The organism is Dactylosporangium sp. CA-092794 (genome assembly GCF_050948465.1).
GTDB lineage: Bacteria > Actinomycetota > Actinomycetes > Mycobacteriales > Micromonosporaceae > Dactylosporangium.
In genome coordinates this window covers 7,037,966-7,049,815 of sequence record NZ_CP192044.1, presented here as the reverse complement: position 1 = coordinate 7,049,815, position 11,850 = coordinate 7,037,966, and the positions used below count along the sequence as shown (strand labels likewise).

Here is an 11,850-nt window from a genome sequence, read left to right as displayed (position 1 = left end):
TGGGCCCGCCTCGATATGAACTGCGTCTCGCCGCATTGCCGACGTTACGGCCAATATTGGCGCCGTTACGGTCAATCCGCCGCCGCCGGTCAAGGTCAGGCGGCGAGGGCGGCGCGGAGCAGTGAGCCCGCGCCCGGCTCGCAGACCACGTGGGCCGAGGGCACCGGGTCGCCGTCCCGGTCGGCGGTCAGGATCAGTTCCTCGGCGCGGGTGGCGGCCGACGGGTCCGAGGCCAGGGCGATCCGGGTGCCGTCCAGGCCGTAGGGGGTGCCGTGTGCGGTCGCCCACCGTACCGCGGCGCGGTCCTCCTCCAGCGCGATCGGGACCCGGGCCGTCGGGGCGAGGGAATAGTCCACCAGGATCACGGCGGCCTTGACGTTCGTGGCCAGGCGGAAAGCCTTGCGGCGGGTGCCCGGGTCGGCGAACGGTGTCTCGGTGCCGTGGACGTAGACGATCACGGGCAGGGGGCCGGTCGTGCTCGCGGGGCGGAAGATGCGCAGCCAGGTCTGGTTCAGCGGGCCGCCGGGGACGGTGAGGTCCTGGATCGCGGGCAGGGTGGCGAGGTGCCGTGCGGCCGGGCGCGGGCGTGGCGCCGGTGGCGCGGTGCGCGGCGTCGCCGGGGTTATCGCAAGGGTCATGCCGTAAGCCTGCGACCGGCGGGGACGGTCCGGCATGGGTCATTTGACCGTATCCGCCGGCAAAGTAGCTGGTTCGTCGCCGGGCGTATCACCCATTACGCTTGCGGCTTCAACGGACGAATGCCGAGTACCCCCATAAACCGGACAAACAGCGAGAATGGAGGCCTCGGTGACCGCGCACGAGCGCCTGGTGGGCCGCGACGAGGAGCTGCGGCTGGTCGATGGGCTGGTCGCCGGGCCGGACGGCTCCGGTCTGCTGCTGCGCGGCGAGCCGGGTGTGGGCAAGACGGCGCTGCTGCGCGTCGCGGCGCAGCGGGCCGAGGCGGCCGGGATGCGGGTGCTGCGGGGCGCGGGGGTGCGCTTCGAGTCCGCCATCGGCTTCTCGACGCTGCATCAGCTGCTGTACCCGCTGCGCGGTCACGCCGACCGGCTCGCCCCGGACCAGCGCGCGGCCCTGGACCGGCTCCTCGGCCGGGCGAGCGAAAACGGGGCGAGCGGAACCGAGAACCAGCTGGTGGCCGCGGCCGCCGTGCTGGCCCTGCTGGAGTGCGCCGCGGCCGAGCGGCCGCTCTTCATCGCGCTCGACGACGTGCGCTGGGTCGATCCCGACAGCGCGGCCGCCCTCGCGTTCGCGGCCCGCCGGCTGAGCGGTGCGCCGGTGACGCTGCTGGCCGCCGGGGCGCGGAGCGTCTTCGACCAGCTCCGGCTGCCCGAGTTCCGGCTCGGGCCGCTGGCCGACGAGCCGGCCGCGGCGCTGCTCGACGACCGCTATCCGGGGCTGGCCGCCGGAGTGCGCCGGCGGATCACGGCCGGGGCCGCGGGCAACCCGCTCGCGCTGCTGGAGCTCGCCGGGGCGCTGAGCGAGCGGCAGCTGACCGGCAACGAGCCGCTGCCGGCCTCGCCGCGGCTGAGCGCCCGGCTCGAGGAGGCCTACGGCGCGGGGCTGGACGACCTGCCGGAGCACACCCGGCGGCTGCTCCTGCTCGCCGCGCTCGAGCCGGGGGCGAACCTCGCCCTCGTCCGGCGGGCCGGCGACGCGGGCGCCGACGACCTGGCGCCGGCCGAGGCGGCCGGCGTGCTGCACCGCGACCCGGTCCGCGACCGGCTGGTGTTCCGGCATCCCCTGGTCCGGGCCGCGGTCGTGCAGCGGACCGATCCGGCGCAGTGCCGGGCGGCCCACCGGGCGCTGGCCGACGCGCTGGTGGGCGACCCGTCCCGCCGGGTGCGGCACCTGGCCGAGGCCGAGGTGGCGCCGGACGAGAAGGTCGCCATGGAGCTGCAGGAGGCGGCCCGCGCGGCCCAGCGCGGCGGCAGCGCCTCCGCCGCGCTGGCCGCGATGGTGCGGGCCAGCGAGCTCAGCCCGGAGCCCACCGACCGGTTCCGCCGGCTGGTCGAGGCGGCCTCGCTGGCCAGCGTGGCCGGGCCGCTGGAGCGGGCGACCGGGCTGCTGGAGCAGATCCAGCAGGCGCGGGAGTGCCCGGACGGTGCCGTGTTCACCGCCGCGGCGGTCGCGGTCGGGCTGTTCCAGGCGCAGGGGGACATCGACACCGGCTACCGCCTGCTGGCCGAGGCCCTGGACCGGGCCGGCGACTGCGTCGAGGTATCCAGCGAGTGGATCGACGACACGCTGCACGCGCTGATGTTCGTGTGCGAGTACGGTGCGCGGCCCGAGCTGTGGCAGCTGGTCGAGAAGGCCATGGACCGGTACACGCCGGACGGTGTCACGCCGCTGCGGCTGTGCTACGACGCGATCACCGACCCGGCCCGGCCGCCGTACCCGGTGCGCGAGCGCATCGTCGCCGTCATCGACGGGCTGGCCTGCGGCACCGGCTCCTGGCAGCTCACGCCGCTGGCCTTCGCGGCCCTGCGGGTCGACGCGCTCGGCGACTTCCGGCCGGCGGTGCGGCGGGCCGTCGACGCCGAGCGGGACGGTACCGCCTACGGCATGGTCATCTCCGGCCTGCTGGTTCTCGGCGTGGACTCCGCCTACCGCGGCCGCTGGGACGAGGCCGAGGGCCTGCTGACCGAGGGGCTGGAGGTGGCCCGGGCGCACGGCTACCAGCTGTTCGAGGGGCAGGTGCGCAGCCATCTGGCGTTCCTCGCGGCCGCCCGCGGCGACGTCGGGGAGAGCTACGCGCTCACCGACGAGATCGGCGCCTGGGCCGCGGCCCGCGGCGTCGGCATGACCCAGGCGTTCGCCCGCAAGGCGCGCACGATCGCCGCGCTGGGGCACGGCGACTTCGAGGAGGCGTTCCTGCAGGCGTCGCTGATCAACCCGCCGGGGCAGCCGTCGCCGGGCATCCCCGGTCGCTGGACGGTCATGGACCTGGTGGAGGCCGCGGTCCGCACCGGCCGGACCGAGCAGGCGGCCGAGCACGTGGCCGCGGCGCAGCGGATCGGCATCCCGAGGATCTCCCCGCGCACCGCGCTCATCACCGCCGGGGCGGCGGCGCTCGCGGCGCCGGACGAGCGGGCCGACGCGCTGTTCCGGGCGGCGCTGAGCCTGCCCGAGGCGGAGCGGTGGCCGTTCGAGCACGCCCGCATCCAGCTCGCCTACGGCGAGTGGCTGCGCCGCACCCGCGACACCGGCCGGGCCCGCCTGCGCCTGCGGGCGGCCCTGGAGACGCTCGAGCGGATCGGCGCCCGGCCGTGGGCCCAGCGGGCCCGCAACGAGCTGCGCGCCACGGGGGTGGCCGCCGCTCGGCCGCCGGCGCAGCGCTCGGCCGAGCCGGCCCGGCTGACCTTCCAGGAGAGCCAGATCGCCGAGCTGGCCGCGACCGGGCTGACCAACAAGCAGATCGGGGAGCGGCTGTTCCTGTCGCACCGCACGGTGAGCGCGCACCTGCGCCGGGTCTTCCCGAAGCTCGGGATCAGCTCGCGCGCGGCGTTGCACGACGCGTTGCACAACTCGGCCGAGCTCTCAGGTTGATCTGCTACGTTCCGCGGCGTGGAGCGGATCGAGTGTCAGTGGTGCCGATTACAGAACGCACCGGGCGCGACGTCGTGCATGACGTGCGGCGCGCCCCTGGACGTGGCGAACCTGGTCAGCGACTCGGGCTGGCGGGAGGCGCCGCGGCTGCGTGACATGACCGAGTTCCGGTTCTCGAACTCGGTCGCGCAGGTCGAGGGCGAGCTGGTGCCGGTCATCGACATGGCCTTGGCGCCGGGCGACGCGGTGTACTTCGAGCACCACGTCCTGCTCTGGAAGGATGAGGGTACCCCGGTCACCGCGATGCCGACCCAGGGCGGCATGCGCCGGGTGTTCGGCGGGATGCCGTTCGTGCTGACCCTGGCCCACGGGCCGGGCCGGGTCGCGTTCTCCCGGGACTCGCCGGGGGAGCTGGTCGTGCTGCCGCTGCACCCGGGCATGGAGCTCGACGTGCGCGGGCACGCATTCCTGCTGGCCACGCACACCATCGGCTACGACTTCATCCGCATCCAGGGGCTGGCCAACGTGCTGCACGGCGGCAACGGGATGTACCTCGACCGCTTCGTGACGACCGCCGCGCCGGGGCTGCTGGTCCTGCACGGCTACGGCAACGTCTTCGAGCGCTGGCTGCGGCCGGGGGAGAAGATCCTGGTGGAGCCGGGCGGATTCCTGTACAAGGACGCCTCGGTGAACATGCAGGCGGTGCAGATGCCGGTCAAGACGGGCCTGATGCGCCGCGGCATGTACCTGGCGGAGATGACCGGCCCGGGCCGGGTCGGCATCCAGTCGATGTACGTCCACCACCACTCGGAATGAGGTCCCGATGACCGAGGGGTACATCGTCTGCCGGTACTGCCGCATGTCCCACCCGCCGGCCGGCCCGTCCTGCCCGAGCTGCGGCGCCGCGCTGGACGTCCGGCAGGTGGTGACCCGGTCGGGCTGGATCGAGCAGCCGCCGATCAAGGACATGGCGCGCATCCAGTTCGGCCAGTCGCGGGTGCAGATCGAGGGCAAGTATGTCCCGGTCGCCGACTTCACCCTGTCCGGCCAGGAATGGATCTACTTCTCCCACCACGCCCTGTTGTGGACGGATCCGTCGGTACAGCTGAGCAACACGTCCCTCGCGGGTGGCTGGAACCGGATGCTGGCCGGCCTGCCGCTGATCATGGTGGAGGCGCGCGGCCCCGGCCACGTGGCACTGTCCGGGGACCACGCCGGCGAGCTCATCGCGCTCCCGCTGACGCCGGGCCGGCACGTGTGGACCCGCGAGCACCGGTTCCTCACGGCCACGGGCAACATCGCCTACACGTGGCAGCCGACCAACGTGTGGTACACCACGGGCAGCGGCGACGACAAGGAGACCCACTACCCGCTGGGGCAGTTCGGCGACCTGTTCTCCGCCCAGCAGGCCCCCGGCCTGCTGTTGCTGCACTCGCCCGGCAACACGTTCCTGCGTGACCTGGCGCCGGGGGAGACGATCCTGGTCCAGCCGGGGGCGCTGCTCTACCGCGACGTGTCGGTCCAGATGCACCTGCACCTGGAGTATCCGCGCGGCACCCAGCAGTTCTCCTGGCGCTCGTCGTTCAGCCAGCGCAACGTGTGGCTGCGGCTCATCGGCCCGGGCCGGGTCGCGGTGTCGTCGGTCTTCCACCACACCAGCTCGGAGATGATCACCCGGAATTCCGCGGCGACGGTACACCACTGGTAGCCGCGTCTGGGCCTTAAGGCTCATGACGCGGCCCGCCGGGGCCCTTTAGCCTCTTCGCCGTGCCCCGACGCCACCTCGGACCGCTCCTGGCGGTGCTTGTCCTGCTGGGCGGGTGCAGTTCCCCGTCGGGTGCTGCCGCCGTCGCTGAGCGGTCGAACCCCGCTTCGGCCGACCCGCCGGCGGCGTCCGCCCCGGCGCCCTCCGCCGCCGCCTCCGCCACCGCGCCGAGCGTGCCGACGGGGTCGCCGCAGCCGGTCAAGACGTTCGCCGACAAGCCGCCGCAGGCGCAGTACCGGGAGTTCCCCGCCAACTGCACCGAGACCCAGCGGCGCAGCGACGACCCGATCGTGTTCCCGGGCCTGCCGGGCGCCTCGCACAACCACACGTTCGTCGGCAACCCGGCCGTCGACGCGAGCTCCACCCCGGACTCGCTGCGCGGCGGCCAGAGCTCCTGCCAGGAGAAACGGGACGCCTCGTCGTACTGGTTCCCGACCCTGCTGCAGGGCGGCGCCCCGGTGCCGCCGCAGCAGGTCACGGTCTACTACAAGTCGGGGGTCAAGGACTACCGCACCGTGCAGCCGTTCCCGGCCGGGTTCCGCCTCATCGTCGGCGACCTGAAGACCCCGTCGGCGCGGCAGTTCGGCGGCACCTGGAGCTGCGGCGGCTACCTGGGCAACGACATCCCGGCGTCCTGCCCGGACGGCTCCTCGCTCATCGTGCGGCTGCAGGCGCCGAGCTGCTGGGACGGGGTGCACCTGGACAGCCCGGACCACCGCTCGCACATGGCCTGGCCGGTCGACGGCGCCTGCCCGAAGGACCATCCGGTGCCGCTGCCGATGTTCGAGCTGAAGGTGCCCTACAAGCTCCCGGGCGGCGTCACCACCGGCCTGCAGTACTCCTCCGGCCCCTCCTACACGTTCCACTACGACTTCATGAACGGCTGGGACGCCGCCCGCCAGGCCCAGCTCGTCGAGCACTGCATCAACGGCGGCCGGCAGTGCAACAGCCAGGGCGTCGACCAGCACAAGCCTTAGCCCGCCGGCCGGGGCCGGCGCAGGCTGGTCACGGTCACGACGGCGAGGGTCAGCACGATCACGGCCAGGGACGCGGCGGTCGGCACGTCCGGGACCCCCGGCCACACCGTGTGGGCCCAGTGCAACACCAGCTTGGCGCCGATGAAGGCCAGGATCACGGCCAGCCCGTGGTTGAGGTGGCGCAGCCGGCGCAGGGCGTTGCGCAGCACGAAGTACAGCGCGCGCAGGCCGAGCAGGGCGAACGCGTTGGTGGCGAAGACCAGGTACGGGTCGCTGGTCACGCCGTACACCGCGGGCACCGAGTCGACGGCGAACACCACGTCGGTGAGGAATACGGCGGCCACGACCAGGGCCATCGGGGTCAGCGCGCGGCGGCCCGCGCGGCGCACGGTGAGCCGGGCGCCGGCGTAGTCGTCGGTGACCGGCATCAGCCGGCGCAGCAGCCGGGTGGCCCGCGGCTCGCCGGGGCCGGCCCGCTCCTCTTCGTGGCGCAGCGCGTCGCGCAGCACCTTCGCCGCGGTCACCACCAGGACCGCCCCGAACAGCAGGAACGCCCACGAGCCGGCGGCGAGCAGCGCGGCCCCGGCGGCGATGAAGAGCGCACGCAGCACCAGCGCCCCGGCGATGCCGTAGAGCAGGACGCGCTGCACCAGCGGCCCGGGCACGGCGAACGCGGTGAGCAGCAGCATGAAGACGAACAGGTTGTCGACCGACAGCGACTTCTCCACCACGTAGCCGGTGACGAACTCGATGCCGGCCTGCCCGCCGTGGGCGAGCCAGACGTACACCGCGAACGCGGCCGGCAGCGCCAGGTAGAACGCCGACCAGCCGACGGCCTCGCGCATCCCGACGTCATGCGGCCGTCGGGTCAGGACGAAGTCGAGCGCGAGCAGCCCGAGCAGGACGGCGACGCTGACCAGCCACAGCTGGGGTGAGGCGATGGACTGGGTGGGCATGATTCGGGACTCCCCCTCGAACGCGGCGTTGCACGTCCGAGGTCTCGCTCACCCACACCCGGCGGGCGACCGCCCGGGAGCCGCGCGGACGGCTCGTCCTGACCGGGTCGGTCCGTTGGAGGTACTCCCCTCGCCGCTCCAGGATACCCGACTACCCAGCGCTGGCGAGGCCAAGCCACAACGCCCCGATGAGGGTGGCGTCGCCGACGAAGCAGGCGGCGGCCAGCTCCGGCGGCGCCTGTTCTGTGCGTCCGAGGGCGGGCACGGTCGGCGATCACGTCCCACCCGTCGGGCGCTGGCCGCCGCAGCGACCGGAAGTCTCCGCGATCATGCACACCCGGCGTCGACACCAACGGTTTTTCATGATCACGGAGTGGTGATGTACACCCGTGTACCGAAAGGCTCCGGGATCATGGCAAACCGGCGGTGTGGTCACCGCGGGCATCATGATCCCGGAGACTTTCATCCGCCCGGCCCGGCCGCGCGGATGGGAGGTTGCGCCCGGCGGGTGCGACATCCGCACCGTCCGCACCGCCGCGCCGCACCGGGGGCGAATCGCTGGTGCCGCACCGGTGGCCACCGACGCCCAGTCCGCGCGGCCCGCCTGACCATCAGCTGTGGGTGGCGGGGTGGTCAGGCGGCGGCGGTAAGGGCTAGGGAGAGGGCGCCGATGAGGGGGGCGTCGTCGACGAAGCAGGCGGCGGCCAGCTCCGGCGGGAACGGCACGGACCGGGCCAGCTCGGCCTCCACCCGGGGCAGGATGTGCCCGGCGGCGCCGAGCAGGCCGCCGCCGAGGACGACGCGCTGCGGGTCGAGCACGATGCTGAGGTTGGCGACGGTGCGGGCGAGGGTGTCCAGCGGCTCGTCGAGCAGGGCGGCGACGGCGGGGTCGTGGGGGAGCAGGTCGAACAGGTCGGCGGCGGTGACCGGGCGGCCGAGCAGGGCCGTGCCGCGGCGGGCCAGGGCGCTGCCGGAGACGGTCTCTTCGAGGGGGGCGTGGCCGTCGGCGAAGGCGGGGGCGGCGGGGCCGTCGCGCAGGTAGCCGATCTCGCCGGCGGCGCCGTTGGCGCCGGGCAGGACGCGGCCGCCGGCGACCAGGGCGGCGGACAGGCCGGTGCCGACGTTGACGTAGAGGCCGGTGCTGACGCCGCGCAGGGCGCCCCAGCGGAGTTCGGCGGCGGCGCCGGCGTTGACGTCGTTGTCGATGGCGACCGGGGTGTCGCCGAACTCGGCCCGCAGCAGCGCGGGCAGCGGCAGGCCTTCCCAGCCGGGCACGTTCGGGGCGAGCCGGACCACGCCGTCGCGGATCACGCCGAAGGTGGCGACGCCGACCGCGGCGGGGGCGGGGAGCAGGTCGCGGGCGGCGGCCAGGGCGCGGGCCACGGCCTGCTCGGCGCCGTCGGCGCCGCGGGTGTCCAGGCGCACGACGGTCTGCGGGTGGGCGTCGGGCGCGCCGGCCTCGGCCGTGCCGAGGGCGACCTTGGTGCCGCCGAAGTCGATCGCGAGTACCTGCCGCGTCACCGCGCGCGACCCCGGCGGGCGAGCGAGTCGATCGCCACGGCGACGGCGAGGACGGCGGCGGTGACCATGTACCGCACCGACGAGTCGACGCTGAGCAGCAGCATGCCGTTGGTGATCGACTGGATGACCAGGATGCCGAGCAGGGCCGCGTAGGGGCGGCCGCGGCCGCCGAAGAGCGACGCGCCGCCGATGACCGCGGCGGCGATCGCCATGAGCAGCGTGTCGCTGCCGCCGGAGCTCTGGTTGACGGCGGCGAGGCGGCTGGCGGCCAGGACACCGCCGAAGGCGGCCAGGGTCGCGGAGGCGACGAAGGCGAGGATGCGGATCCGGGTGACGGCGATGCCGGCGCGGCGGGCCGCCTCGGCGTTGCCGCCGACGGCGTAGACGTGCCGGCCGAAGACGGTGTGTCGCAGGAGGAGGTCCAGGCCGACGACGAGGGCGCCGAAGATGACCAGCAGCAGCGGTACCCCCCGGTCGGACGACAGCACCAGGACGGCGGCGGTGAGGACGACCGCCAGGCCGGCCAGGCGCGCCGCCGGCCAGAACGCCGATCCCACCGGCAGGTCGGCGGCGCGGCGCAGCCGGCGGTCGACGACGGCGCCGGCGGCCCAGGCGGCGACGATGAGCGCGGCCAGCAGCCAGCCCGCCCACGGCGGCAGCCAGGTGTCCGAGAGGCCGGCCAGGAAGCCCTCGAACGGCAGGTTGATCGTGCCGCCGCGGCCCAGCAGGTAGAGCATCAGCCCCTGCCAGCCGATCAGCCCGGCGAGGGTGACGACGAACGAGGGCATCCCCAGCCGGGTGAACATCCAGCCGTGCAGCAGGCCGATCAGCGCGGCGCAGCCGAGCGCCACCGCGACGGCCGCGACCGGGTTCCAGCCGTGCCGCACGGACAGGATCGTCATGACCACCGCGCACAGGCCGCTCACCGAGCCGGCCGACAGGTCGATCTCGCCCAGCAGGATCACCATGATGACGCCGAGGGAGATGGTGCCGGTGGCGGCCATCTGCAGGGCCAGGTTGGTGAGGTTCTCCGCGGACAGGAAGCGGTCGTTGAGGAAGCCGAAGACGATCGCGATGAGGACTAGGCCGCCGGCCACCGGCCAGGCGCCGAGGTCGCCCCGCGGCGGCGCGAGCGGCCGGCGCAGCAGCTGCGTCAGCGTGGTCATGCGGCACTCCCCGGGTCGGCGGGCGCGACGGGCGCCGAAGGTGTGGATCCGCCGGTGATGGCGGCGACGACGGTTTCCGGGCTGGTCCCGGCGGTGACGAAGTCGCCGGCGTTGCGGCCCAGCCGCAGTACCGCGATCCGGTCGCTGACCGCCCGCACGTCGGCGAGGTTGTGGGAGATGACGAGGACCGCCAGGCCGCGCTCGCGCAGCCGGCGGATCAGGCCCAGCACCTGGGCGGTCTGCTCGACGCCGAGGGCGGCGGTGGGCTCGTCGAGGATGACGGCCCGGGGCTGCCCGATGAGCGCCCGGGCGATGGCCACCGACTGCCGCTGCCCGCCGGACAGCATCGCGACCGGCACCCGGATGTCGCGGATCCGCACGTCGAGGGAGGCGAGCAGGTCGCGGGCGGCGCGCTCCATGGGGATGTGGCGCAGCACGCTGAACCGGTTGCGCTCGGCGCCGAGGAAGAGGTTGGCGACGACGTCGAGGTTCTCGCACAGGGCGAGGTCCTGGTGGACGGTGGCGATGCCGAGGCGCTGGGCGTCGTGCGGCGTGGCGATGCGCACCGCGGCGCCGTCCAGCTCGAGCGTGCCGCGGTCCGCCGGTACCACTCCGGACAAAACTTTGACGAGGGTGGACTTTCCGGCGCCGTTGTCGCCGACCAGGGCGACCACCTGGCCGGCCGGAAGGTCCAGGCTCACCCCGTCGAGAGCCTGGACCGCGCCGTACCGCTTGCTGACGTCGGAGGCGGCGAGCACTACTGGATTCCCACCTTGGCGCAGGCCTGCGCGACCGGTCCGGCGGTGCAGATGTCGGCCGCCTTGTAGAAGCCGTCCTTGACGATGGTGTCCTTGATCTTGTCGGCGGTGACCGCCGTCGGGGAGAGCAGGAAGGTCGGGATGTCGGCGGTGCCGTTGTTGACCTTCGTCGGCGCGGAGGGCTTCTCGCCCCGGCCGAGCGCGACGGCCAGCTCCGCGGACTGCTCGGCCTCGGTGCGGATGTCGAGATAGATGGTCATGTACTGCTCGCCGGTGAGGATCCGCTGGACCGCCGCGAGCTCGGCGTCCTGGCCGGTGATCGGCGGCAGGGCGGTGTAGCCGGCGCGCTTCATGGCCGCGATCGCGCCGCCGGCCATGCCGTCGTTGGCCGACAGCACCCCGACGATGTTGTCCCGGCCCAGCGCCGTGATCGCCTGCTCCATCTCCTGCTGGGCCTTGTCCGGGCTCCAGTCGGGCGTGTCGTACTCCCGGCCGATCTTGACCTTGCCGTCGAGGACCTTGTGCGCGCCGTTCTTGTAGTCGGCCGAGCTGGGGTCGGTCGGCGCGCCGTTGAGCATGACGATCTGGCCGCTGGCCGCGGTGCCGGCCTTGTTCAGCGCGTCGAGCAGCGCCTGGCCCTGCATCTCGCCGACCCGCACGTTGTCGAAGGAGACGTAGTACTCGTAGGAGATCCCGGAGATGAGCCGGTCGTAGGCGATGACCGGCACTTTCTTCTGCTTGGCCTGGTTGACCAGCGAGGCGACCGCGCTCGCGTCGACCGCGTCGAGCACCAGCACGTCCGCGCCCTGGGCGAGGGCGGCCTCCACCTGCTGCTGTTGCTTGGCCGCGTCCTGGTCGGCGTTGGCGTACAGCACCTTGCAGCCGGCGCACAGCGCCTTGACCTTGGCCTCGAACAGCGGCCGGTCGAACGCCTCGTAGCGGGTCGTCTTGGACTCCGGCAGGAACAGCGCGATCGTCGGCGCGTCCCCACCGCCCTGCTGGTCACCGGTGCTGCCGCCACACCCGCTGGCGAGGGTGGCCGCGACGGTCATCACGGCGACGAACCATCTGGCTCTCACGGAGGGCACCTTTCCTTCGGGGGGTACTCGCGAGCATGTTCGGCCACCCGCGCCGCCCTTG

The 11,850-nt window shown here is 73.7% G+C and carries 10 protein-coding genes; 4 read left to right on the top strand and 6 right to left on the bottom strand.

The features are described 5' to 3' along the window. Positions 1 to 95 precede the first annotated feature (95 nt). Positions 96 to 638, bottom strand: a complete 543-nt coding sequence (locus ACQPXD_RS30080) for an alpha/beta hydrolase (protein ID WP_432824684.1) — start codon at positions 636 to 638, stop codon at positions 96 to 98. A 169-nt stretch (positions 639 to 807) separates the two neighbouring features. Here ACQPXD_RS30080 and ACQPXD_RS30075 point away from each other — a divergent pair, with 169 nt between their 5' ends. The 4 genes from ACQPXD_RS30075 to ACQPXD_RS30060 are packed head-to-tail and all read left to right on the top strand — an operon-like array spanning position 808 to position 6,309. After that, positions 808 to 3,567 (top strand): AAA family ATPase, encoded by a 2,760-nt coding sequence (locus tag ACQPXD_RS30075; protein WP_432824683.1) that lies wholly within the window; start codon positions 808 to 810, stop codon positions 3,565 to 3,567. 18 nt (positions 3,568 to 3,585) lie between these two features. After that, a complete protein-coding gene (locus ACQPXD_RS30070) occupies positions 3,586 to 4,383 on the top strand; it encodes an AIM24 family protein (RefSeq protein ID WP_432824682.1) in 798 nt (265 codons plus the stop codon). A gap of 7 nt (positions 4,384 to 4,390) precedes the next feature. Beyond that, positions 4,391 to 5,275: an AIM24 family protein gene (locus tag ACQPXD_RS30065; protein ID WP_432824681.1), complete on the top strand. Its 885-nt coding sequence runs from the start codon at positions 4,391 to 4,393 to the stop codon at positions 5,273 to 5,275. A gap of 59 nt (positions 5,276 to 5,334) precedes the next feature. Continuing rightward, positions 5,335 to 6,309: a DUF1996 domain-containing protein gene (locus ACQPXD_RS30060; protein WP_432824680.1), complete on the top strand. Its 975-nt coding sequence runs from the start codon at positions 5,335 to 5,337 to the stop codon at positions 6,307 to 6,309. Here ACQPXD_RS30060 and ACQPXD_RS30055 read toward each other — a convergent pair. The 5 genes from ACQPXD_RS30055 to ACQPXD_RS30035 form a co-directional block, all read right to left on the bottom strand. Next, the gene (locus tag ACQPXD_RS30055; protein ID WP_432824679.1) at positions 6,306 to 7,265 is read right to left on the bottom strand and encodes a TerC/Alx family metal homeostasis membrane protein; all 960 of its coding nucleotides are present in this window, start codon (positions 7,263 to 7,265) and stop codon (positions 6,306 to 6,308) included. The genes ACQPXD_RS30060 and ACQPXD_RS30055 overlap by 4 nt on opposite strands. A 633-nt stretch (positions 7,266 to 7,898) precedes the next feature. Beyond that, entirely contained in the window at positions 7,899 to 8,786 is an 888-nt protein-coding gene (locus ACQPXD_RS30050) for an ROK family protein (RefSeq protein ID WP_432824678.1), read from the bottom strand. Continuing rightward, positions 8,783 to 9,952: a sugar ABC transporter permease gene (locus tag ACQPXD_RS30045; protein WP_432824677.1), complete on the bottom strand. Its 1,170-nt coding sequence runs from the start codon at positions 9,950 to 9,952 to the stop codon at positions 8,783 to 8,785. The genes ACQPXD_RS30050 and ACQPXD_RS30045 overlap by 4 nt, the downstream gene beginning before the upstream one ends. Next, entirely contained in the window at positions 9,949 to 10,710 is a 762-nt protein-coding gene (locus tag ACQPXD_RS30040) for an ATP-binding cassette domain-containing protein (protein ID WP_432824676.1), read from the bottom strand. Before ACQPXD_RS30040 ends, ACQPXD_RS30045 begins: the two co-directional genes overlap by 4 nt. Next, positions 10,710 to 11,789, bottom strand: coding sequence for a sugar ABC transporter substrate-binding protein (locus ACQPXD_RS30035; RefSeq protein ID WP_432824675.1), 1,080 nt, complete (start codon positions 11,787 to 11,789; stop codon positions 10,710 to 10,712). Before ACQPXD_RS30035 ends, ACQPXD_RS30040 begins: the two co-directional genes overlap by 1 nt. Positions 11,790 to 11,850 lie beyond the last annotated feature (61 nt).

What these genes read in the sequence shown, in the direction of transcription:
- ACQPXD_RS30080 (WP_432824684.1), bottom strand. Translation starts at nt 638, where the DNA reads ATGACCCTTGCGATAACCCCGGCGACGCCGCGCACCGCGCCACCGGCG.
- ACQPXD_RS30065 (WP_432824681.1), top strand. Translation starts at nt 4,391, where the DNA reads ATGACCGAGGGGTACATCGTCTGCCGGTACTGCCGCATGTCCCACCCG.
- ACQPXD_RS30055 (WP_432824679.1), bottom strand. Translation starts at nt 7,265, where the DNA reads ATGCCCACCCAGTCCATCGCCTCACCCCAGCTGTGGCTGGTCAGCGTC.
- ACQPXD_RS30045 (WP_432824677.1), bottom strand. Translation starts at nt 9,952, where the DNA reads ATGACCACGCTGACGCAGCTGCTGCGCCGGCCGCTCGCGCCGCCGCGG.